Source organism: Streptomyces sp. AHU1 (genome assembly GCF_045343905.1).
Taxonomy (GTDB): Bacteria; Actinomycetota; Actinomycetes; order Streptomycetales; family Streptomycetaceae; genus Streptomyces; species Streptomyces triticiradicis.
This window is the reverse complement of record NZ_CP174283.1, coordinates 6,837,089-6,858,755: the sequence shown is the minus strand read 5'-3', so window position 1 is coordinate 6,858,755 and position 21,667 is coordinate 6,837,089. Positions and strand designations below refer to the sequence as shown.

General features: G+C 71.9%; 19 protein-coding genes. 15 read left to right on the top strand and 4 right to left on the bottom strand.

Features of this window, described 5'->3' with window-relative positions:
- Nucleotides 1-41: 41 nt before the first annotated feature.
- Both cyc2 and ACICHK_RS30430 read right to left on the bottom strand, forming a co-directional pair.
- Complete coding sequence (gene cyc2 / locus ACICHK_RS30435; RefSeq protein WP_406839356.1) at nucleotides 42-2,213, bottom strand: germacradienol/geosmin synthase Cyc2; 2,172 nt, start codon at nucleotides 2,211-2,213, stop codon at nucleotides 42-44.
- 151 nt (nucleotides 2,214-2,364) lie between these two features.
- Nucleotides 2,365-3,564 (bottom strand): damage-control phosphatase ARMT1 family protein, encoded by a 1,200-nt coding sequence (locus ACICHK_RS30430; RefSeq protein ID WP_151474815.1) that lies wholly within the window; start codon nucleotides 3,562-3,564, stop codon nucleotides 2,365-2,367.
- A 415-nt stretch (nucleotides 3,565-3,979) separates the two neighbouring features.
- On the opposite strand from ACICHK_RS30430, the gene ACICHK_RS30425 reads away from it, so the two are divergent.
- Nucleotides 3,980-4,936 carry a lytic polysaccharide monooxygenase gene (locus ACICHK_RS30425; RefSeq protein WP_406839355.1) on the top strand — a complete coding sequence of 319 codons (957 nt, stop codon included), beginning with the start codon at nucleotides 3,980-3,982 and terminating at the stop codon, nucleotides 4,934-4,936.
- A gap of 18 nt (nucleotides 4,937-4,954) precedes the next feature.
- On the opposite strand, the gene ACICHK_RS30420 is transcribed toward ACICHK_RS30425, so the two are convergent.
- Complete coding sequence (locus ACICHK_RS30420; protein WP_406839354.1) at nucleotides 4,955-5,620, bottom strand: Tat pathway signal sequence domain protein; 666 nt, start codon at nucleotides 5,618-5,620, stop codon at nucleotides 4,955-4,957.
- Nucleotides 5,621-6,342: 722 nt separating this feature from the next.
- Between ACICHK_RS30420 and ACICHK_RS30415 the strand changes: the two genes are divergently transcribed.
- The 5 genes from ACICHK_RS30415 to ACICHK_RS30395 all read left to right on the top strand — a co-directional run bounded on the left by ACICHK_RS30415 (nucleotide 6,343) and on the right by ACICHK_RS30395 (nucleotide 11,086).
- On the top strand, nucleotides 6,343-7,017 hold the full coding sequence (locus tag ACICHK_RS30415; protein WP_151474818.1) for a DUF6230 family protein: 675 nt from the start codon (nucleotides 6,343-6,345) through the stop codon (nucleotides 7,015-7,017).
- Entirely contained in the window at nucleotides 7,017-7,430 is a 414-nt protein-coding gene (locus tag ACICHK_RS30410) for a DUF6114 domain-containing protein (protein ID WP_406839353.1), read from the top strand. The genes ACICHK_RS30415 and ACICHK_RS30410 overlap by 1 nt, the downstream gene beginning before the upstream one ends.
- A 191-nt stretch (nucleotides 7,431-7,621) precedes the next feature.
- Complete coding sequence (locus tag ACICHK_RS30405; protein ID WP_406839352.1) at nucleotides 7,622-8,866, top strand: cytochrome P450; 1,245 nt, start codon at nucleotides 7,622-7,624, stop codon at nucleotides 8,864-8,866.
- A 195-nt stretch (nucleotides 8,867-9,061) separates the two neighbouring features.
- Nucleotides 9,062-10,063 carry a helix-turn-helix domain-containing protein gene (locus tag ACICHK_RS30400; protein WP_406839351.1) on the top strand — a complete coding sequence of 334 codons (1,002 nt, stop codon included), beginning with the start codon at nucleotides 9,062-9,064 and terminating at the stop codon, nucleotides 10,061-10,063.
- A gap of 153 nt (nucleotides 10,064-10,216) precedes the next feature.
- Nucleotides 10,217-11,086, top strand: coding sequence for a LysR family transcriptional regulator (locus ACICHK_RS30395; RefSeq protein WP_151474821.1), 870 nt, complete (start codon nucleotides 10,217-10,219; stop codon nucleotides 11,084-11,086).
- A gap of 30 nt (nucleotides 11,087-11,116) precedes the next feature.
- On the opposite strand, the gene ACICHK_RS30390 is transcribed toward ACICHK_RS30395, so the two are convergent.
- Nucleotides 11,117-12,532 carry a YhgE/Pip domain-containing protein gene (locus ACICHK_RS30390; RefSeq protein ID WP_406839350.1) on the bottom strand — a complete coding sequence of 472 codons (1,416 nt, stop codon included), beginning with the start codon at nucleotides 12,530-12,532 and terminating at the stop codon, nucleotides 11,117-11,119.
- Between the two features lie 466 nt (nucleotides 12,533-12,998).
- Here ACICHK_RS30390 and ACICHK_RS30385 point away from each other — a divergent pair, with 466 nt between their 5' ends.
- From ACICHK_RS30385 to ACICHK_RS30345, 9 genes are all read left to right on the top strand, one after another.
- Nucleotides 12,999-14,063, top strand: a complete 1,065-nt coding sequence (locus tag ACICHK_RS30385; RefSeq protein ID WP_406839349.1) for a YbhN family protein — start codon at nucleotides 12,999-13,001, stop codon at nucleotides 14,061-14,063.
- A gap of 261 nt (nucleotides 14,064-14,324) precedes the next feature.
- The gene (locus ACICHK_RS30380; protein WP_406839348.1) at nucleotides 14,325-14,657 is read left to right on the top strand and encodes a hypothetical protein; all 333 of its coding nucleotides are present in this window, start codon (nucleotides 14,325-14,327) and stop codon (nucleotides 14,655-14,657) included.
- 23 nt (nucleotides 14,658-14,680) lie between these two features.
- Nucleotides 14,681-14,992 carry a pore-forming ESAT-6 family protein gene (locus ACICHK_RS30375; RefSeq protein ID WP_406839347.1) on the top strand — a complete coding sequence of 104 codons (312 nt, stop codon included), beginning with the start codon at nucleotides 14,681-14,683 and terminating at the stop codon, nucleotides 14,990-14,992.
- A 72-nt stretch (nucleotides 14,993-15,064) separates the two neighbouring features.
- Nucleotides 15,065-15,454, top strand: coding sequence for a DUF6507 family protein (locus ACICHK_RS30370; RefSeq protein WP_406839346.1), 390 nt, complete (start codon nucleotides 15,065-15,067; stop codon nucleotides 15,452-15,454).
- The gene (locus tag ACICHK_RS30365) at nucleotides 15,451-17,907 is read left to right on the top strand and encodes a hypothetical protein (protein WP_406839345.1); all 2,457 of its coding nucleotides are present in this window, start codon (nucleotides 15,451-15,453) and stop codon (nucleotides 17,905-17,907) included. Before ACICHK_RS30370 ends, ACICHK_RS30365 begins: the two co-directional genes overlap by 4 nt.
- A gap of 11 nt (nucleotides 17,908-17,918) precedes the next feature.
- Entirely contained in the window at nucleotides 17,919-18,782 is an 864-nt protein-coding gene (locus ACICHK_RS30360; RefSeq protein ID WP_406839344.1) for an immunity 49 family protein, read from the top strand.
- Between the two features lies 1 nt (nucleotide 18,783).
- Nucleotides 18,784-19,077 carry a hypothetical protein gene (locus ACICHK_RS30355; protein WP_398393670.1) on the top strand — a complete coding sequence of 98 codons (294 nt, stop codon included), beginning with the start codon at nucleotides 18,784-18,786 and terminating at the stop codon, nucleotides 19,075-19,077.
- 13 nt (nucleotides 19,078-19,090) lie between these two features.
- Nucleotides 19,091-20,473, top strand: coding sequence for a type VII secretion integral membrane protein EccD (gene eccD, locus ACICHK_RS30350; RefSeq protein WP_406839343.1), 1,383 nt, complete (start codon nucleotides 19,091-19,093; stop codon nucleotides 20,471-20,473).
- 252 nt (nucleotides 20,474-20,725) lie between these two features.
- Complete coding sequence (locus tag ACICHK_RS30345; protein ID WP_406839342.1) at nucleotides 20,726-21,649, top strand: type VII secretion protein; 924 nt, start codon at nucleotides 20,726-20,728, stop codon at nucleotides 21,647-21,649.
- Nucleotides 21,650-21,667 lie beyond the last annotated feature (18 nt).

Here is a 21,667-nt window from a genome sequence, read left to right as displayed (position 1 = left end):
GTCCCCGGGAAGGCGGCCGGGTCCCTCGCCGGCGCCGGCCGTCAGACGGGCTGCGCCCGCCGGGCCACGGGCGGCGCGGGCAGCCGGTCCGGTACGAAGCCGTGGGCGCGCCGGGCCAGGTCGGCCGCGCCGTACCGGTGGCACTCCCGGTGCCACTTCAGGGTTCCGGCCAGCCAGTTCTCCAGCTCCGCCACATGGCCGCGCATGATCCCGCGGGCCTCCTCCGAGAGCTTGAAGTCCTCGTACAGGATGGGCAGTTCATGGGCGACGACATGCTGGAACTGCTCCATGCGCCGGGTCATCAGGTCATGGACGATGCCGAGCGCGGCCGGATAGTCGCAGCCGAAGAAGTTCTGCACGACGAGGACGCCGTTGTGGATCTCCCCCTCGTACTCGATCTCCTTCTGGTACGAGAAGACGTCGTTCAGGAGCATCGCGTAGTCCATGGCCGCGTTCTCCAGCGACCGGACCGGGCCGCTGCTGTGGACCTCCGGCGGGACCGTCCGGCCGTGTCCGAGGCGGCACAGGCTCATGGTGAGCTCGGATCCGAACGTGGCCCGGCGCATCTCCAGATAGTCGACCGGGTCAGGGATGCGGTTCTGCAGCCGGTTGGACAGTTCCCACAGCCAGCTCTCCGTCATCACGTCCACCGAAGCGCGCAGGGCGCTCCGGGCGTCCGGGGTCATCTCCGCGGTGGTGCGCCGCCACAGGTCGATCAGCCCGCGCTCCATGCCGTTGACCGGGACGGGCGTCCCCTCGCCCTCGACGGGCATGCAGGCGGACAGACGCGCGGTGGCCAGCCGGGCGGCGGCCAGATCGCGGTGGTTGCCGAAGTACAGCGGGTAGCAGTCGTCGGCGTAGGTGCCCCAGGCCAGCCACTGCGAGCTGAGGTCGAGGGCCTCGGGTGTCGCGTCGGGGTGGATGCCGGCGGCGCAGAGCGGGAGGTCGTAGGCGATGAGCTTGTCCTCGTCCCAGACGCCCTCCCGGAGCATGCCCATGGCGTGCGTCCAGATGCCGAGGCGGTCCCGGGCGCCCGCGAGGTGCGGACTGAGGGTGACCTCGAACGGCATGTGGAACTCGGGGAGTCTGGAGGGTCCGACCTTCCGGAACGGGACGTGGGTGTACGCGCGCAGCCGCTCGGCCCCGGCCGCGGAGAGCAGTGCCCCGACGTCCGCGGCGGACGTGCCGGATCCGCTCGCCCCGAGGGGCCGCGCCTCCTCGACGGCGCCCCCGTTCATGTAACGGCTGGAGCGCATGTGCCATGCGTGTCCGCCGGCCTGCCAGTCCTGGAGGCCCCGCGTGTACGCGGCGACGGCTCCGGTCTCCGCGGGGGTGAGCCCCTTCTCCAGGGCCAGCGCGGGCACCTCGGTGAGGGCGGTGTGCTCGAACTGGTGGAGCCGTGAGGTGAGGACGTCGTTGACGGTCTCGGCGGCCCGCTGGGCCGTGCAGCCGAAGAACGCCTCCAGGACGAGGACGCCGTTGCTGAGTTCGCCCTCCTCCTCCACCTCCCGCTGGTAGGAGAACAGGTCGTTGCGCAGGTGGACGCCGTCGGAGAACGTCTCCATCAGGACGCGCAGCGGCCTCGACCCCGCGACGGACGCGGGCACCTCACGGGTCGCGTACTCGACGAGTCCGGCCGACCAGGGGGCTCCGCCCACCTTGCGGCGCATCTCGATGTACTCGACGGGGTTGGCGATCCGCCCCTCGTCGATGTTGGACAGCTCCCACATCGACTCGTCGAGCAGATGCCCGGTGGAGACGGCGAACCGCCTGCGCCACCGCGCGGACATCGAGGGAACCGTGCGCGCCCACAGGTCGGCGAGTCCCGCCTCGACGGGGTTCTCCGGCTCGGGGACGGGGGCCGACGGGTCGAGCGGCATGAAGAGGGGCAGCCGGTCCAGGTAGGCCCTGCCGCCGACGCGGTCCTGGGTGCGTTTGAAGGTCTCCAGGAAGTGGTCGTCGAAGAAGAACACCCACACGTACCAGTCGGTGATGAGGGAGAGGGCCGGTCCGTCGCAGTCGGGGTGGGTGTAGGCGCACAGCAGGCCGTAGTCGTGGGCTTCGAGGTCGGACTGCTCCCAGATGCCCGAGCCTTCGAGCATGCCCATGCCGCGGGCCCACTCGCGCGAGTGCGCCCTGGCCTCGTCCAGGTGCGGGTTCAGCCGTGCGGCGTACGGCATGTAGAAGTGCGGGAGTCGGAACGGCTGCGTCATGGCCGGGCCCTACCCGGGGCCCCGGAGGCACATCCGCGGGCCGGGACATGATCACACCATCGCGTGAACCGGTCCGGAAACCGCGCGCGACGACGCCCCCGCCCGCCCGGTTCCCCGGCGCTTCGGCCCGGCCACCGGGGCGGCCGGCCGGTCAGCCGCGTCTCGCCTGGATCAGCGCGTGGGTGCCGCCGGTGCGCCAGCGGTCGCCCTCTGCGGCGTCGAGGGCCGCCTCGACGGCGGGGGCGATCCCGACGACGACATCGGACTTGAGGGTCCGCAGCGCCGCCACCGCACCGGGGAAGCCGGCGGTGGCGGCGGCGAACGGGGTGGTGGCGGGGTGGAGCCGGTCGCCGATGAGCCGGCGGTAGTTCAGGTCGCCCTTCAGCAGGGTCACGTCGGCGGCGGCGAACTCCTGCCGGAGGTCGTCGGGCAGATCGGTGTACGGCAGCGGGCCGCAGGAGAAGGGGTGGGCCCGGACGGTGAGCCGGCCCTCGGACATGGCCGCCCAGAGGCGGTCGCCGGCCTCGCCGGCCGCTCCCTTCGCCGCGGTCAGCCGGCGCAGGGCGTCCAGCACGTCCGCCGTCGTGGCGTCGGACACGTAGTACGGGTACGGCTTCACGTGCAGGACGGTCCGCCCGGCCCGGCCGTGCCGGAGCAGGTGGTCGACGAGGAGCAGGTCGGGAACGAGTTCCCGGCCCGCGTTGTCCGCGACGAGACAGAGGGTGCCGCCCGCGAACAGGGAGCGCAGCACTTCGGCGTCGTCCGCCACGAGCCGGGACCCGTCCGCCGTCCCGCTCCCGGTGCCGGCCAGTCTGAACCCGAGGTCGGCGCGGTTGCCCCACAGGGAGCCGTGCAGCAGCGCCTCCTCCTGTTCCCCGGCCGGCCGGTGCGCGAGGTCGTCCAGCGCGGCGAGTTCCGCGTCGGCCTCCGGGGTGTCGAGTTCGGCGAGCTTGAAGGGGCGGAAGGGGTCGATGCCCTGCCAGGGGCCGGGCGTGAAGTAGCCGACGGCTTCGAGGAGTTTGCGGTAGAAGTAGCTCTCGGACCACAGGAAGGGCAGGTCGAACCAGGACCGGCCGTAGTGCTCCCGGCCGCCCCAGGCGTCCCACCGGGCGCGGTCCGGGGCCGGCTCCGCGAGCGGTTCGACGACCCCCTCGACGCAGTTCTCCAGCAGGGCGTCGAGCGCGTGGCGCTGCTCGGGACCGTACGGGAAGGCGTCCCGCACCTTCCGGACGATCGCCGGGTGCCGCTCGGCCAGCACGCTCCGGGGGAACGAGCCCCGCACCGAACCCACCACCACCGGGGCGTCGTCGGGACCGGCGGCGGAGCGGGCGGGGTCGGCGGGATCGCGCATGCGGCTCACCGTACCGGCTGAACAGAAGGGGCCGTCCGACGCGGTGTGCGCCGGGCGGCCCCTCCCCCCGTAGAGCTCAGCGTTCTGCCTAGGTCGGTCGGCTTCGAGCTGTCGTCCGCCCCGGTGTCCTGCGCGGCCCGGTCCGGGACACGGGGTGCGCAGCCGCCGTCGGCGGTCGCGCTGAACGATAGGCGGGCGGCGGAGCGCGGGGATAGCGGGAAAACCCTCGATCCGGCAGGTGTACGGCCCTCGCCCGCCCGCGGTCCGGCGGGGTGGTCCCGTTTCGCGCGGAATGCGGATCCGGCTGAACGCCCCGCGCCCCGGATCCGTATCCCTCCGTACCCCGTGCGAGGAGTGCGTCCCGGCCGCGCACGGGGGCACACCGCTTCGCCCACGCATCGAGGAGACGTCCCGGATGACCGCCTACCGCACCGCCACCGCGGCCGCTGTCGCCCTGGCGGCTCCGCTGCTGCTCACGACGTGGGCCGCGGGGACGGCGTCGGCGCACGGCGCCCCGACGTCTCCGGTCAGCCGGGTGTACGCGTGCTCGCCCGAGGGCGGCAGCCAGGGCACGGCGGCCTGCCGGGCGGCTATCTCCGCGAACGGCTCGTCCTTCACGGCGTGGGACAACCTGCGGGTGGGCGGTGTGAACGGCCGGGACCGCTCGGTCATCCCGGACGGAAAGCTGTGCAGCGGGGGCCTGCCCGCCTACAAGGGCCTCGACCTGGCGCGCGCCGACTTCCCGGCGACGCGCCTGACGCCCGGCGCGTCCCTGACCATGAAGTACAGCTCGACGATCGCGCACACGGGGACCTTCAAGCTCTATCTGACCAAGCAGGGTTACAGCCCGACGCGGCCGCTGAAGTGGTCCGACCTGCCGGAGAAGCCGTTCGCCACGGTCACCGATCCCCCGCTGGTCGGCGGGGCGTACCGGATCGGCGCGAAGCTGCCGTCCGACCGCACCGGCCGTCAGATGCTGTTCACGATCTGGCAGAACTCCAGCACGACGGACACGTACTACTCGTGCTCGGACGTGGTGTTCCCCAGCGGGAGCGGGGCGTCGAAGCCGGCCGGGAGCAAAGCGGCTTCGGGGACCGCCACGAGCGGTTCCGCCGGCAAGGGCGCCAAGGCGTCCGCCGGGGCGACCCGGTCGGCGGCCGCGTCACCCAGCCCCACGATCGCCTCGCCTTCCGCCGAACCGCCCTCTCCCGAGGCGAGTCCGGCGGCCGGGACGGCGGACACCGACCGTCTGGCGCCCGCCGCCCAGAGCACCTCGGGCGGCGGCCCCGCGCTCCCCATGGTCGCCGGGGGAGCCGGGGCGGCACTGCTGCTCACTGCCGGCGTCGCGGTGGTGCTGCGACGCCGGCAGTGAACCCGGTTCCCGTGGAGGTCAGTTGACGAACACGGCCGGGCTGCCCGCCTGGCTGGTGTCGGTCACGGGCGCGTACTTCGCGGTGAAGTAGCCGTTCGCGAAGCAGAGGGACGAACCGGAGAACTTGGTGAACTGCTGGTTGGTGAAGGTGAGGCTGTTGTCGGCGTTGTCGGCCGTGCCGGACAGGCTCGCCGCCCGGTAGACACAGGTCAGCGTGCCCAGCAGGGAGCGCAGCTTGACCGTGGTCTGGATGCTGGAGCCGGCGGCCGGGGTGACCGTGACGCTGCCGTCGGAGCCCACCGCGGTGCTGTAGGGCAGGTTGTCGACCGTGATGCTGGTGACGCCGAGGACGCCGACGACGTTGCTGCTGCACGAACCGGCGTTGAAGGTCTGGCCGGTGAGGGACTCCGTGGCCGTGCCGGGGGACGCCGGGTTGTCGGCGGCGGTCGCGGTGAAGGCCGAGGCGGAACAGGAGACGCCGCTCGTGCCGGTGGCGCTGGAGTAGAGCGTGGCGTTGGTGCCGCTCGCCAGTGAGGCGGTGAGGACGTCGCCGACGGCGACGGGGGTCCCGCCGGCGCTGCCGGTGGTGAGCACCGCGACGTCGTCCGCGGAGGCGGGGACGACCGCGGAGGCCGAGAGGGCCGCGACGGTTCCGACGAGGGCGAGCAGGGATCGAGTACGCATGGGGGGATGCCTCTTCTCCGATGGGGGTGTGGGTGCCTGACCGCGCCGGGGCGCGGGTGTGCGGGTCGAGAAGGTGGCGCGGGTGTGCGGGGTGGAACGGGCCGCGCGCGACGGCGGGCGAGGACGCCGGTGCCCGCCCGCGGGGGTGGTGCGAGGAGGGACCGCCGCCGGTCCGTGGCGCCTTCTCCGTACGCCACGGGCCGACGGCGACAGCCGGGCGACCGGTACGGACCTCGGGGGAAGGTGACCGCGCCGGTGCCACGGGAACGGGGAACGGCCGGGGGACGCGCCTTTTCGGCGTACGTGCCGGGGCCGCTCCGGAACACGCCATGACCGCCCCGCGCAGAACGGGGTCCGGGAGGTGACGGGCGCGTCGGCCGACGGATCCGGCGCCACGGATCCGGGGAAACAGGGAGAGTTGTAGACCTGATGAACGGTCAACGTCAAGGCACAGCAAGGAAGTTGAAGGTCAGAGCGACGTTCCGGCCGAGACGTGTTCACAGGTGAGGCACAACGGGCACGGTTTTCCCACACGCGCCTTGACCCGTTCCTGTAACCCCCGGTAACTTCCTCGAAGGCTACTGCCGCGTAACGAGAAAGCCCTTGCACCCGCCGGGAGGCGCGAGGAGGCGTGCGCGGCAGCTGCTGTCCGCGCCAGGACAACGCGCCACTGGAGCCCCACCCGCATCGACATCGATATCGAACGTGCCCAGGGAGCAGACATGGCTTCGTCCCCGGACGCCACGGCGTCCAACGGTTCCACCCCCGAGACCCCGGAAAGCGGTTCGCCCGCCGACGGACAGGCCAGACGCGGGCGGGTCCGGCTGCGCCGCGCCGCCGTGATGGCGATACCGGCCACCGCGGTCGCCGCGGGGCTGATGATCGCGACGGCGCAGGGCGCCCTCGGCGTCCAGTTCGCCATCTCCGGCATGCCGTTCACGGTCACCGCGACCGAGCTGAACGGCACCGGATTCGAGCAGTTCGGCGGCCTCGACAACATGGCGGAGGACAGCCCGAACGCCGGCGACACGGGCGGCCAGGTCCTCATCGTCACCTCGGCGATCAAGAACGCGACCCTCGACCACCTGTGCCAGAGCGTGGACCTGGGGGGCACGAACCTGCTCATCACGGCCGGAAGCGGCTCGGACAAGGTCCAGGCGACCGACCTGACCACCGACTCCACGGAGCTGTCCGGCAACGCCTCCTTCAACAACATCGAGATCGGCAACGACGCCAGCACGCTCACCAAGGCCGGGGTCCAGGGCCCCAAGGGCGTGTTCAGCCAGCAGGCCGACACCGTGCGCATCGCCAACCTGCGCCAGACCAACTACGCCACGACGGCCGGCGTGTTCAAGCTCCCCGGCCTCAAGCTCCGCTTCAGCGACCAAGGCTGCTGATGGGTGCCGGAGCGCGGACGGACGGCTCCCGGGACCCGAGGGACTCCTTCCGGCGGTGGCGCGCGAACCGTCCCTTCTGGGGCGGGCTGCTGCTCACCCTGGGAGGGGCGGAGATCCTCCTGACCGAGAAGGCGTCACTGAAGGTCGTCCTGCACATCGGGATGCAGGGCCTCGCGGGCTATCTGCTTCCCACCACGATGCTGCTGTGCGGCCTGCTGATCCTCTTCAACCCGGCCCAGCGCCTGTTCTACTCCCTGCTGGGCATCCTGCTGTCGCTCGGCACCTGGGTCACCTCCAACCTCGGCGGATTCTTCGTCGGCCTGCTCCTCGGGGCCGTCGGCAGCTGCCTCACCTTCGGCTGGCTCCCCGACCAGGAGCCGCGCAGACGGCTGCTGCGCCGCGAGCACGCCTGAGGAGGCGGCACGGCGGGATCCGACCCCCATGTGGCTTGCCCCGTGCGCACCGGGAAGACGTAATTGCCGGTACGCGCAGGGAAGTTGGCACCGTACGCATCCGGCACCGGGCGGCGCCCCGGCGTGGCCGCGTCGTCGCGTAGCGTCACGGCCGTACGCCGAATAGGAGTTCGAGTGCCGGGAGGCTCCCGATGGGAAATCCACGTCCTTTGGTGATCGACGCGACCGGGCGCGACATCCACGGGGAGGCCGCCCGGATCCGCGAGAGAGGACCGCTGGCCAGGGTGGAGCTTCCCGGCGGTGTCCAGGCCTGGGCGGTGAGCGGTCCCGAGCTGCTGAAGCGGCTGCTCACCGATCCCCGGGTGTCCAAGGACGCGCGGCGGCACTGGCCCCTGATGGCGAACGGCACGATCACGCCCGAGTGGCCGCTGTTCACCTGGGTGTCCGTACAGAACATGTTCACGGCGTACGGCGGTGAGCACCGGCGCCTGCGCACCCTGGTCTCCAAGGCGTTCACCGCCCGCAGGACGGCCGCGCTCCAGCCGCGCATCGAGGAGATCACCCGGCAGCTGCTGGACCGCGTCGAGGAGGCCGGACGCGGCTCCCGGGTCGTCGACCTGCGCGAGGAGTTCTGCTATCCGCTGCCGATCCAGGTGATCAGCGAACTGTTCGGACTGCCCGAGGAACGGGGTCCCGAACTCCGCGAGCTGGTGGACAGCTTGTTCCACACCTCCGCCGACCCGGGCGAGATGTCGGCCGCCTACGGCCGGCTGCTCGCCGTCCTGGCCGAACTCGTCGCCGCCAAGCGGACGTCCCCCGGCGACGACCTGACCTCCGGTCTCATCGCGGCCCGCGACGACCAGGACGGCGGCGCGCTCAGCGAACAGGAACTGCTGGACACCCTGACCCTCATGGTCAGCGCCGGCCACGAGACCACGGTCAACCTCATCGACAACGCCGTGCACGCCCTTCTCACCCGTCCCGAACAGCTCGCGCACGTCCGGGAGGGCCGCGCCAGCTGGGACGACGTGGTCGAGGAGACCCTGCGCGCGGACGCGCCGGTCGCGAGCCTCCCGCTGCGCTACGCCGTCGAGGACATCGCCCTGTCCGAACTCGGCGGCCCCGACGGGGCCGTGATCGCCGAGGGCGAGGCGATCCTCGCCGCGTACGCCGCCGCCGGGCGTGACCCCGAACGCCACGGCAAGGACGCCGACCTGTTCGACGTCACCCGCGCCGACAAGGAGCACCTCGCCTTCGGTCACGGGGTGCACCACTGCCTGGGGGCCCCGCTGGGCCGTCTGGAGGCCCGGATCGCGCTTCCGGCCCTGTTCGAGCGCTTCCCGGACCTCCGGCTCGCGGTCCCGGAGGAGGAGCTGCGGCCGGTGGACTCCTTCATCTCCAACGGCCACCGCTCACTGCCGGTCCGCATTTCCTAGGCCGGTCTCCCGGGGCCCGGAGCCCCGGCTCCCGGTATCCCGAGTCCCGGCTCCCGGTCTCTCGGGGCCTGGAGTCCCGGCTCCCGGAATTCCGTGGCTCCCGGACCCCCGGGAGCCCGCCCCCCGTCGGCGCATTCCCTCGCACGCGAGGGAGCCACCCCGATGCGCACCGGCCGTGTGCACTAGGGTGACACCGTGCAACTGCCCCCACCCGCACGGGAGTCGATGGTGGCCTTGCCCACGGGGAACTACCTGGTGGAAGCCCGGTCGACGGATGCGGTGGAACCGGCCGAGCGGGCCGACTTCTGGAGCGAGCACATCGGGTCGTACCAGTCCCGGATGGACTACCGGTACGCCCGTACCGACGACTTCCGCGGCGAAACGATCCGTCAGCACACCGGGACGTACCAGCTCGTCAGGTTCCGGTCGGACGGGATCGAGTACAGCAGGACGGCGCGGCAGATCCGTGAGGATCCCGACGGGGACTACCGGCTGCTGCTGCCGCTGACCGGGCGGATCGTCCTGCGCCAGGACGGCCAGGAGGCACGGCTGACCCCGGGGACGGGCACGCTCGTCTCCTTCGCGTCGCCCTTCCAGTGCCTCCAGGACCCCTCCACCCAGGCGTTCGTCCTCACGATCCCGGCCCGCGAGCTGGACGGCCCGCTGAACCGCAGGTCACCGCTGGCCACCGGCCTGGACCTGAACAGGGGCCTCGGCCGCGTCGTCCGCTCGATGCTCGACGGTCTGCACTCCGAACGCGACGAACTCACCGACGCCCAGTTCGACGCCGTGTCCGACCGTGTGGTGGAGCTGCTGTGCATGCTCGCCACCGGCGACGACCGCCCCGGCGGCACCCGCCACCTGTCCGACGTGGAGACGGTGGTGCGCCGCCACGTCCGCGAGAACGCCGCCGACCCCGGGCTCACCGGTACGTCCATGGCCCGTTCCCTCGGCTGGTCGCTGCGCCAGATCCAGCTGGCCCTCCAGCGCGCCGGCACCACCCCCCGCGACCTGATCCGCGAGGAGCGGCTGCGCCTGGTCCGCGAACGGCTCCGGTGCGGCGACTGCGAACACCTGACCATCACCGACCTGGCCCACGCCTCGGGGTTCTCGTCGGCGAGCGCCCTGAGCACCGCCTTCCGGCAGCGCTTCGGAGTGAGCCCGCGGGAGATGCGCAACGGCGTCCGCGGGACGTGACCACGCGCCACGGCCCCCTCCCCGTGTCCCCGTGCGTCCCCCCGTGCGCGCCCGCCCCGCCCGTCGTCCCTTCCGCCGCGGCCGATCACGGCCTGGGACAATCGGTACAGGACGGGATCTCGGTGGAGACGGGCTGCTGCCCCGGGAGTGGAGATGGATCTGCGGCAGATGGAGGTCGTGGTCACGGTGGCCGAGGCGGGCGGTTTCACCGCGGCGGCCCAGCGGCTGCACGTGGTGCAGTCCGCCGTGTCGAGCACCGTCCTCGCCCTGGAGCGGGAACTGGGCACCCCCCTGTTCGACCGCACCACGCACCGCGTGTTCCTGACCCCGGCGGGCGAGGTCTTCGTCCCGGCGGCGCGCGCCGCGCTGCGGGCGGCGGAACAGGCGCGGGCGACCGTCGACCTGGTCCGGGGGCAGCTGCGGGGCAGGGTCACCATCGGCATGTCCCAAGGGGTCTGGGCCGACCTCCACCGGCCGCTGGCCGCGCTGCGGGCCGAGCACCCCGGCGTGGTGGTACGGCTGCGACAGGCGTCCCTGACCGACGTCCGGAACGGACTGCGCGAGGGCACCCTCGACCTGGCCGTGGTCGCGCTCGACCGGCGGCAGCAGCGCGGTCTGGTGACCCGGCTGCTGTCGTACGAGGAGATGGTGCTGGTGTCCGCCCCGCCGCGCGCGCTCACCGGAACCGGCCCGGACGGCGCGGTCACCCTCGCCGAGGCCGCCCGGCTGCCGCTGGTGGACTTCACCCCGGACTGGGCGATCCGGCTGTGCGTGGACCGGGCGTTCCGTGCCGCCGGGGTGGAGCGGCAGACGGCCCTGGAGGTCGACGACATCGTCACCGCGGCCGAACTCGTCCGGGACGACCTGGGCGTCTGCGTCATGCCCGCCTCGATCGCGGGCCGGTTCCCCGACCTCGTCACCCACGTGTTCGCGCGGCACGCCCCGCACTGGAAGATCATGATGGTCCACCCCCGCGGCGACACCCCGCCCGCGGTCACCGCGCTCCTGCGGCACATGGCCTGAGGACGGGATCCGCCGGGACCCCCGGCCCGGTCAGCCGGATGCCGTGGGACGGGCGGGCGGCTGGGGGGTCAGACGGCGCAGGCCCTTGCGGTCGTAGTAGCGGGTCATCGCGAAGCCGAAGACGAGGGCGAGCACGGCGCCGACGGCGATCATGAGCCAGGCGCGGCCGAGCCCGGCGTCGGCCCGCGCGTCGAAGAAGAGGATGGCGCGCACCCCGTCGCTGAGCTGGCGCATGGGCTCGAAGACGGACAGGAACCGGTAGAAGCCGGGGACCGCCTGGAGCGGGACGGTGGCGCCCGAGGACGGCAGGCCGAGCACGATGAACACGAACATGGACACGAGCTGGCCGATCCCGCCGAACGCCGCGTTGATCGCCTGGACGCCCAGTCCGACGGCGAGGCTCGCGCAGTAGGAGTAGATCCACAGCAACGGCAGGTGCGTGGCGTCCATGCCCAGGACCGCGACGGTGGCCAGCATGACCAGGGAGGCCGTGAGCACGGTGATCCCGGCGGTCATGACCATCTTCAGGAGCAGGGTCTGGGTGCGGTCGATCGGCACGGTCGGGCGGCGGGTGTGCCAGGGGCCGATCTCGTTGTCGGCGTAGCCGAGGGCCGTGTCGACGCCGGTGCTGATGAGGTTGCCGCCGAGGAACCCGGCCAGCACCAGGAGCAGGGTGTAGTAGAAGGCGCTCAGCCCGAGGCCGCTGTGCGCGCCGATGGGGTGCCCGACGCGGGTGACGACCCGGACGGGGTCGGCGAGGAGCAGCCGGGTGGTGGAGTCCGCCTTCGCGGTCACCGGGGACGCCGTCAGCTGCTTCCCGATGGTCGCGGAGGTCTGCTGGGCCGCGGCCGTCGTGATCCTGCTCGCGAGGGACGAGCCGAGGCTGCCCATGCCGGGGTTGGTCAGCACCGTCATGGTGGGCCGGACGGTGGCGTTCGCCGTGGTCAGGGCGGTCACGGAGTCGGTGAAGTCCGCGGGGACGACGAGGGCTCCGTAGATCTTGCCGGAGGCGAGCTGGTCCTGGGCCTGCGCGCGGGTGAGCCTGCGCCAGCCCGCCGCGCCGGAGGTGTCGCTCGCGGCGATGGCGGCGGTGACCTGGGCGCCCACGTTCTGCCGCTGCCCCGGGGGCGGTGCGCCGGTGTCCTCGTCGACCAGGCCGATCGGCAGGTGACGCAGGTGCCCGTTCGGGTTGACGATGCCGCCCATGTAGAGCAGCGACAGCAGCAGCGCGAGCAGACCCGTCAGCACGGTGGGGACCAGCCACAGCTTCGGACGGCGCAGGAGCGTGGCGGCGCGGGCCGAGGCGGGGGCGGGGGTGCCGGCGCGGTCACCTCCGCCGTCGCCGGTGCCGTCACGGCCGCCGGGCCGGGCGGTGTCACCGCCCCCCGCACCCCTCGGCTTCTCCTCGCCGGCGCCGTCCGCTCGGGGATCGCTGTCGGCGTCCATGGTCCTCCGTGGGTTCCGGGGCGGCACGGGAGCGGCGGTGGGCGCGCGGCCCCCGGCCGGGGAGTCCGGGGCCGCGCTCCACGTCAGGATCAGGTGCGCTCGCGTGTCATGGACGGCGACTCGCCGAACACCCGGGAACGGTCCACGGCTTCGCACGAAGGAAGCGGCCCGCACGGCGGCCGGACCGCTCCCCCGGTGCCCCGGACTTCCGGGCCCGCTCCGCCCGGGGCGGACGTTCACCGCCGGGTCCGGCGCCCGCCGACCGAGGGCGGACTCGCGCCACCCGGCCGGCGGACGTCCGCCCGCGGGGCCGGCGCCCGCGGCCGTGTCGCTCAGGCGCTGGTCCCCCTTCCCCTGCCGGACACCGTGGCGTCACACCGGGCGGGCACGTTTCCCCCGTCCCCGTTGCATCGCCTCGGATCCGTCCGTCCGTACCCGGGCGTGACGCGGAAGGACGACGTGCGCCGTGTCCATGCCTCCGCTCGACAGCCTCCCCGCCGCGGCACCGGCACCCGGCGACGCGCCTCGGGCCTCCCGCCCTCCTTCGCCCCACCCCCCGCCCGCCGCCCGCCCGCTCTCCGCCGCCCGTCCCACGTCCCTCACGCGGCTCACCCGCCTGGCGGTGACGCTGCTCCCCCTGCTGCTGCTCGGGGCGTGGGCGGCCCTGGACCGGCGCGCCGTGGGCGACGGCGTGGCCCGGCTGGGTGACGCCGATCCCCGGTGGCTGCCGGCCGGTCTCCTGTTCACCCTGCTGGGCTGGGTGGTCGCCGCGTGCGTACGGCAGGGCGCTCTGCCGGAACGGCTGCCGCCGGGCCTGCTGCTGGCGTCGCAGCTGGCCGCGGGCGCCGCCAACCACGTGCTGCCGGCGAGCATCGGCGCCCACGCGGTGACCCTGCGCTTCCTGCGGGGCCGGGGCATACCCCTGGCCCGCGCGACCGCCTCGCTCACCCTGTACTCACTGGTCAAGCCGGTGGCGAGGATTCCGGTGCTGATCGTCTTCCTGGTGGCCGTCGGGGACGGCCTCCGGTTCGGGCCGCTCGCCCCGGACCGCTGGACGCTGGTCCTGGCGGCGGGCAGCGCGGTGCTCGGCCTCACGACCGTCGCCCTGCTGCTGACGGCGGTCCGTCCACTGCGCCGTCCGGTCGCCGACTTCCTCCGCACCGCGCTGACCGACGTACGGATCCTGCACACCCGGCCCAGCCGCGTGCTCGCCCTCTGGGGCGGTTCGGCCGTCGCCCCGGTGCTCCAGGGGAGCACGGTCGCGGCGGTCGGCTTCTCCCTCGGACTGCCGCTGTCATGGGCCCAGGTGGTGTTCGCGCTGCTGATCGCCAGTACCGCCGTCGGCGCCGTGCCCGCACCGGGCGGGATCGGGCCGGTGGACGCGGCCATGGTCTTCACGATGGTCTCCCTGGGCGCCCCGACGGGCCTGTCGACGGCCACCGTCATCGGCTACCGCGTCCTGACGGTCTGGATCCCTCTGCTCCCTGGGACACTGATCCTTTCGGCGCTGGTGCACCGCAAGGTGCTGTGAACGACAGCGGGGAGAGGGCCGGAAAGACCGGCGGACCGGGTACGCAGTGAGGCAACTCATGGTGTGGATCCGGCCACTTGGCGCTGTATTACGTTGCGCTTGCAATGCGCGATACGACAAGGTGTTCGGTATTTCATGAGGCGCGCGTGGCGCGCGGGAACCGCTCCACCACGCGGAAACGTCTCCGCTGTCGAACGTCCGAGCGGTGGCAACTGCTGAAGAGTGGCGACGTGCAAACACGATGAACACGGGGGCGGGTCAATGAAGTTCGACATGGGGTCGTCGACCCTGGCGGATCTCGGCAAGAGCACGGCCGGTTCGTCGGAGGACCTGGGCACACTGATCCAGTGGCTGGTCCAGGCGGCGGAGCCGCTGGAGGGGAAGTTCAACGGGGCGGGCAAGGCCGCGTTCGACTCGTTCAAGGCGCACACGGACGAGATCACGAACGCGCTGAACGGTTCACTGGGCGCGATCCTGGGCGGCCAGGGCGGCATGGACACCGCGTTCGGCTCCGGCGATCTGGAGCAGGAGGACAACGCCCACAAGAACATGGGCCAGTCCAACTTCGACGCCGCCCGCTTCGGCGCCCGCTAGCCTCACCGGGGAGGAATTCGATCATGGGTCAGAACCAGGACCGTCGCTCGTACGACACCGGCGCCTCCACCGAGGTGCAAGGCAGTCTGCAAGGCATCATCGGCCAGTTGGAGCGCGTCCTCGGCGACCGCGACCGCGCGGTGAAGGCCGCGATGGCCGACTTCACCGCCGACGGTGTCGCGGACGAGTACCACGGCAAGGAAGTCCGCTGGAACCGCGCCGCGAACGAGGTCCGCGACATCATCCGCCTCGTGCGCACCACGCTGGAGGAGAACGACGGCACCGCGCAGTCGACCATGGCCAAGGCGCGGGCGGCCGTCGACAACATCGGCTGACCGGCACAGGCAGGGGCACCAGGCCGCCGTGGACCGGCGGCGGTTCGACGTACGGGAATACGGGGGCTTTTCGTGACGGCTTGGGACATCTCCCCCTCGGGGGTGAAGGGCGTCCTCACCAACACCGCCACCGCGGCCGAGGGGCTGTCGAACACCGGTAAGGCACTGGAGAAAACCGTGCCGAGCGCCGCGAGTTCGGCGGGCACCATCGAACAGGGCGGCGTGGAGAAGAGCGGGACCGAGGGGCCGGTGGCGGCGGCGCTGGGTGAGTTCTTCAACGCATACCAGAAGGACCTGATGTACGTGGCGGAACGTACCTCGAACTCGATCAACGGGGCGGCCTCAGCCACCAACCACTACATCACGGGCGACCTGGAGATGGCCGCGCAGGCCCAGCAGGAGGCACTCAAGGAGCCCAAGATCGACCTGCCCGGGGCGGGCGGGAACCAGGGGGCGAAGTGAGCCCGGATCTGATAGATCCGTCCGGGATCCCCCAGTTCACCGGCGACGTGGAGCAGTTGGGCCTGGACGCGGTGGTCCTGGGCGCCGAGGCGTCCGTCTTCCGACTGTCCGGGGCGAACGTGCACTCCACGTTCCAGGGGCTGTCGGCGTTCTACGCGGCACCCGAGGCGGACCAGTTGTTCGCCACCACCGCTCCTGTGGCCGCCAAGTCGGACGCGTTCGCGGACGACCTGGAGAAGGTGGGCGCCGCTCTGAGCGCCTACCAGGACGAGATCCGGCCACTGGTGACCAAGCTCAAGAGCCTCCAGGAGCGGGCCACCGCCTTCCGAGCGGACATCGCGGGCGACGACCACTGGCGCGAGGACGAAGACAACGTCTCCCTCAACAACGATCTGGTGCACGACGTCAGCACCACCACGGCGGCCTTCTGGCAGGCCGAGATCACCTGTCACAACAAGATCACCGCTCTGGTCGGCGGCTCCACACTGATCATGGAGGACGGCGCCTCCAAGCGGTTGCTGAAACGGGACCAGTCCCTGTACGGCTTCACGGCGGACGTCCTCGGTCAGTCCGAGGACCTGCCCTGGGGCAAGACGGTCGAGAAGGAGCGCCACGGGCTGGACTGGCTCGGCCATCAGGCCTGGGAGTTCGGCAAGGGCTTCGTCGTCGACGGCGTGTGGGCCACCGTCAAGGGGCTGGGCACACTGGTCGGTTTCGACGGGCTGGACGCCATGGGCCAGGCCTGGGACGGACTGGGCAAACTGGCCACGGGCCTCGCCATCAGCGCCACGCCGCTCGCGGGCGCCTACTGGATGGCCCCTGACGACAGACTCCCCTCCTACCTGCGGGACTCCCGCAACGCCGTGAAGGAGACCGGCAAGGCCCTGGTCGCCTACGACCAATGGGGCAAGAACCCGGCCCGCGCCTCCGGCGCCGTCACCTTCAACGTCCTCACCGCCGTCTTCACCGACGGCGCGGGAGCCGCCGCCAAGGGGGGCGCCGCGGCCCGCACCCTCTCCGTCCTCGGCAAGACCGGCAGACTCGTCGACCCGATCACCTACATCGGCAAGGCCGCCAAGTTCGGCACGGTGAAGGTCGCCGACCTCTTCACCAGCCTCAAGAACGTCCGCACCGGCGCGTACACCGACATCATCACCGGCGTGGGCAAGGTCCAGCCGGACGGCAGCATCCTCAGGACCGCCGAGAACGTTCCGGTCGTGGTGGGGCATCACATCGAATGGCCGGACGGGACCCGTCTCGACCTCGACGACGGTTCCGTCATCAAGGCGGACGGCACCAAGGCCGCGGCTCACGTCGAACTGTCGGCCGCCGACCGGGCCATGCTCGAGAACAACCTCGCCCACCGCGATCCGAGCCTCGTCGGGGCCGGGGACAACGCGACCGCGCATGCCGGCGAGGCCACCCACGCCGGCGGGCACGCGACGGCACCTCAGCACGGGGGACACCCGACGGGCGGCGACCACGGACCCGGTGGTGCCGGCGGTGACGGCGGCCACGTTCCCGCACAGCACGGAGGCTCCGGCTCCGGCGGAGGGCATGACGGGCAGGCGCCGCACGGTCACGAGCCGCAGCCCAGCCCGAAGGAGATCACACGACGCCAGGTGGAGCGCGCCAACAACGATCCCGGCTGGTTCAAGAAGCACTTTCGCTCCAACGGCTACCGGCGCGTCTCCAGGGCCGACGGCGGCTACGGGCAGCGGTTGCCGCAACTGGTCCCCGACCCCTACCACCCGGGCAAGTGGATCGCGGCCAGCGACATGCCACCGGCGATCGCGGAGAAGTATCTGCATCCCAAGCCCATACCCGGACACAGGTCAGCGGTGGGTGCCGACGCCCTGAGGCACCTCGACGCACAGGCCGCCAGGCGTCACAACGCCATCACGGCGGACCAGGCCGCGGAGAAAAGGCTGGAGGCCGCGGAGAAGGCGTACGCGGCCCACCCCACGCAGGACCTGGCCGACGCCATGGAGCGCGCGGACGCGGCACATTCGCCCCTGCACGGTGACATGGCCCGCCAGAGCGAGATGTTCGGCGAGGACGTCGCCGAACATCACGCGATACCCGAGCACTACCCCGGTGCCGAGCGTCTTGACGACGGAGCGCTCGGGAACAACCGGTTCGACCAGGTCTACAAGACCAAGGACGGGCGCTATGTGGTCGTCGAGGCGAAGGGTTCCGAGAGGGCCGGCCTCGGCGTACGCAAGGGTCACAGCGGACAGCTGGTCACGCAGGGGACGAGGGAATACTTCGAGACCATCGTCCAGAAGATGAAGGACAGAGCCCGTAAGAACAACGACGCAGCAGAGTGGGCACTGGCCAAGCAACTGGGCGAAGCCCTCAATGCCAGCAAAGTCGACTACGTCCTCGTCAAAGCGCAGTCCAACGGCGCTAAGTACGCTGGCTACCAGATGAAGCAATTCGACATCTCATGAGGAAGCGGTCCATGCCGACGAAAATCTCTCGCCCTCCGTACCAGGCCGGAGCCGATCCGATCCAGCAACAGGAATGGGCCGACGAGGACACTCTCAGCAGCATCGACGGCCTGGAGAGGTACCCGGACAGCTTCGGCATGGCCTTCAGCAGCGCCCAGAGCACCGCCCAGCTCCACTGCCTCTACGACCCCACCGCGAACAAGAGCGAGACCTGGGAGGCCTGGGTGGCCGCCATGCAGGTCGGCTCCGCCCTCTTCGCCTCGGCCACCGCGCCCGAGGGGACGACGGTCGAGTGCATGATCGCCCACAAGAAGCGGACGATCCCCGCCTGCGGGGTGAAGCACTTCGCGAACGCCGGGACGTGGCTGGAGGCCTTCTGGCTGGCGGTCATCTGCCGCGACCAGGCCCGGATGACCCAACTCTGCAATGTGCCCATCGAGTTGCTGCGCGCCTCGGGCGCGGTGTTCGAGGATTACATCTACGACTGGGTGGACGCGCTTCAGACGTACTGGCTGGAGCGCCCCGGCCTCGGTGAGAAGCTCGTCGCCGCGTTCGACGGGACCGACCCCGACACCCTCCGGTTCGTCGACCGCGAGATGATGCTCAAGGTCCTGTATCCACCGCTCAACCTGTTCTACCGGTTCATCGGCCAGGACCCGGACAAGTTCAACGAGGCACTCGTGCAGGCAGTTGAGCTGCACAAGGAGTACTGGACGGCGCACGAGGACGACGGGAGCCTCACCGGCGACGTCGCGCTCGCCCCCCTGGCCATCGCCTGCCTCGCCTTCGACGCCGGACGCCCCGTCGAGGTGGAGTCCGAGTACCTCCCCGAGAACCTTCTCGACCGCAGCTGGCTCGGCGAGTTCGAGACGTGAGATGACGGCTCAGGACTACGACAGCCAACTGCTGGAGTCGGTGTCGGTACGACGCCGACGGCTCAGGGACGCCCTGCTGTTCGGGACACAGCGGCAGCGGCGATCGGTGGACGAACGGCTGGGGAAGGTGTTCGCCGGAGTCGTGATCGCGGCCGTGTTGTGTGCCGGGTGTGTCGGGTGGTCGTTCGTGTCGCACCGGGTGATCGGGAAGAGCCCGTACGGAAGTTCGGTGCAGCCCTCGCCGGGAGCCTCGGTGCAGCCTTCTTCGCCCTCCGTGCCTTCTTCTTCTCGGTGATAGGTTCGAACGCGTGATATCTGCGGGGGCCACGAGTCGTACGACGACCGGTGGGCGTACGGCGTTGAGCCGGGTCACGCTGGTCGGGGAGCGGCGGCGGGTCGATCTCGTGCTGCCGTCCCAGGAGCCGGTCGGGCTGCTGCTGCCTGAAGTCATGCGGTTGTTGGACGACCAGGTGGCGGGCAACCCCGAGCTGCGGCATCTCGTGACCGTGGGCGGTTCCGCGCTCGCGCACGACAGCACGCTGGAGTCGGCCGGTGTCCCGGACGGCGCGGTGCTGCGGCTGGTACGGGCGGAGGACGCGCCCTCGGCGCCCATGGTGCATGACGTCACCGACGAGGTGGCCGAGGACCTGGATGTACGCGCCTGGCGGTGGCGGCCGGCCTCACGACGGATCGTGGCGGGGCTTTCGACCGTCGGATGGGCGGCGGCCGGTGGGCTTTTCGCCCGGGACGCGTACGCGCACACGGTCGTCGGCGGGGTGCTGCTCGCCCTCTCTGCGGTGTCGGCGGTCGTCGGCGCTCTGCTCGGGCGGGCTGAACAGCACGGTCTGGCCACCACCCTGATCGCCGCCAATGGCGTGCTGGGCGTGCTCGGCGCGTGGACGCTGGCCGACGCGCACTCCTGGCCGGGCACGACGCGGCTGACAGCCGTGGCCGTGGCCGTCGTCGTGACGCTCCTCCTGCTCGGCTGGTTCACGCCCATGGGACGCGGCGGGCTGGTCGGTGCCGCGGCAGTGACCGGATGCACCCTGTGCTGGGGGGCCGCCGCGGCGCTGCAGTCGGGTGCGGGGGCCGCCGCCGGACAGGCCCGCGCCGGGGCGCTCGTCGTGGTCGTCTCGGTGGTGGTGCTGGGGGTGCTGCCGCGGCTGGCTCTGATGGCCTCGGGGCTGTCCGGTCTCGACGACCGGCGGTCGAGCGGTGTCTCGGTGAGCAGGTATCAGGTGTCCGCGGCCCTCGCCGCCACACACCGGGGGCTGGCACTCGCCACGATCACGATGGCCGTGTCGGCGGCCGTCGCGGGTGTGCTCGTGCTGCGGTCCCCGTCGGTGTGGACGGTGCTGCTCGCCGCCGTCACGGCCGCGGTGCTCGCGATGCGGGCGCGTGCCTTTCCGCTGGTCGCCGAGGTCGTGGCACTCCTCGCGACCGGAGCCGTGCTCGCCGTGCGGCTGATCTCGGTGTGGCTGGAGCGGTCCACCGCGACGGGGCCGCTGGCGGTTCTCGCCGCGCTGGCGGTACTGCCGCTGGCGGTACTCGCGGTGCAGCCGGCCGAGCATGTGCGCGTACGGCTGCGGCGCGCCGGTGACATGATCGAGTCCGTCGGAGTGATCGCCCTGTTCCCGCTGCTCCTCGGGGTGTTCGGCGTGTACGGGCGACTGCTCGGCACCTTCGCCTAGGGGGCGGACATGGGACAGGAAGGGGACTGGCAGCGGGACGTGCTGAGCGAGTTGGGGCAGTCCGACGGCCCGGTCCGCCCGGCGGAGCCGCGGCCACCGCTCGTACCCCCCGCTCCCGCTCCACCCTCCGGTCCGCGTCCCGGCCTTGCCGACGCGGCATCGGGGCAGCACCCGGATCTCCCGGCCCGCCCCCCGGGCCCCGCCCCCGAGCCGCAACCCGCGGTGCGCGCTCCACGAGACCCGCGCGTCCCCATGCCCACCCCGGAATCCGTCCCCACCCTCGACCCACGCCTCACCCATGCCCTGGGCCGCCCCCAGCACGGGGACTCCATGGCGCGACGCACGGGCCGCTCGCTACGCAAGCTCACCGCGTCGGCGGCGCAGAGGGTGGCCGAACAGACTTGGATCGCGGAGGAGTTGCAGCAGCCGGTCACCACGGGACGAGTGATCGCGGTGACATCGATCCGGGGCGGAGTGGGCAAGTCGACCGTCTCCGCCCTGCTGGGCCGGACCTTCAACCACTACCGGCACGATCCGGTACTCACTCTGGAGGCCGATACCGCCCTCGGCACCCTCCCCGTGCGGATGGGCGCCGAGTCGGTGCGCTGGTCCTGCGCCGATCTGGCACGGATCCTCACTCCCTCGATGCGACTCGACGAGGTCACCGGCTACTTGGCGCCGGTGACCGGCGGGGGCTGGCTGCTGCCCGCGGGCCGGGGACGCGTCGGCGCCCCGCTGGACGTACGCACCTACCGCACGGTCACGCTGGCGCTGCGGCGCTATTTCGCGGTGACGGTGGTGGACTGCGAGTGCCTGCCCGGTGACGTGGCGCGTACGGCCATGGACACCGCCCACGCCCGGGTGGTCGTGGCTCCGACGACCGCCGAGGGCGTGAACGGCACTCGCCTGGTCCTGGACTGGCTGGCCCAGCTGCCGCACTCGGCCCTGACCTCGACCGTGGTCGCCCTCACCGCCAACTCACCCGACCTGATCCTCGACGCGAAGGCAGCCGCCGCGCATCTGCGGGAGACGGGAGTCACCGTCGTACCGCTCCCCTACGACCGTCATCTGGCCGGAGGCGGCCCCATACTCACCGACATGCTCGGCGAGGCCACGCGCGACGCCGCGGTGCGGCTCGCCGCGGAGGCGATGCGGCGTGCGGTGAGGGTGCGATGACCGCACATCAGACTTCGG

Bases quoted from the DNA above. Each gene is read 5' to 3' on its own strand.
- ACICHK_RS30420 (WP_406839354.1), bottom strand. From the start codon at position 5,620: ATGCGTACTCGATCCCTGCTCGCCCTCGTCGGAACCGTCGCGGCCCTC.
- ACICHK_RS30345 (WP_406839342.1), top strand. From the start codon at position 20,726: ATGCCCACCCCGGAATCCGTCCCCACCCTCGACCCACGCCTCACCCAT.
- ACICHK_RS30415 (WP_151474818.1), top strand. From the start codon at position 6,343: ATGGCTTCGTCCCCGGACGCCACGGCGTCCAACGGTTCCACCCCCGAG.
- ACICHK_RS30425 (WP_406839355.1), top strand. From the start codon at position 3,980: ATGACCGCCTACCGCACCGCCACCGCGGCCGCTGTCGCCCTGGCGGCT.
- ACICHK_RS30410 (WP_406839353.1), top strand. From the start codon at position 7,017: ATGGGTGCCGGAGCGCGGACGGACGGCTCCCGGGACCCGAGGGACTCC.
- ACICHK_RS30395 (WP_151474821.1), top strand. From the start codon at position 10,217: ATGGATCTGCGGCAGATGGAGGTCGTGGTCACGGTGGCCGAGGCGGGC.
- cyc2 (WP_406839356.1), bottom strand. From the start codon at position 2,213: ATGACGCAGCCGTTCCGACTCCCGCACTTCTACATGCCGTACGCCGCA.
- ACICHK_RS30355 (WP_398393670.1), top strand. From the start codon at position 18,784: ATGACGGCTCAGGACTACGACAGCCAACTGCTGGAGTCGGTGTCGGTA.
- ACICHK_RS30375 (WP_406839347.1), top strand. From the start codon at position 14,681: ATGGGTCAGAACCAGGACCGTCGCTCGTACGACACCGGCGCCTCCACC.
- ACICHK_RS30390 (WP_406839350.1), bottom strand. From the start codon at position 12,532: ATGGACGCCGACAGCGATCCCCGAGCGGACGGCGCCGGCGAGGAGAAG.
- ACICHK_RS30380 (WP_406839348.1), top strand. From the start codon at position 14,325: ATGAAGTTCGACATGGGGTCGTCGACCCTGGCGGATCTCGGCAAGAGC.
- ACICHK_RS30405 (WP_406839352.1), top strand. From the start codon at position 7,622: ATGGGAAATCCACGTCCTTTGGTGATCGACGCGACCGGGCGCGACATC.
- ACICHK_RS30430 (WP_151474815.1), bottom strand. From the start codon at position 3,564: ATGCGCGATCCCGCCGACCCCGCCCGCTCCGCCGCCGGTCCCGACGAC.
- ACICHK_RS30360 (WP_406839344.1), top strand. From the start codon at position 17,919: ATGCCGACGAAAATCTCTCGCCCTCCGTACCAGGCCGGAGCCGATCCG.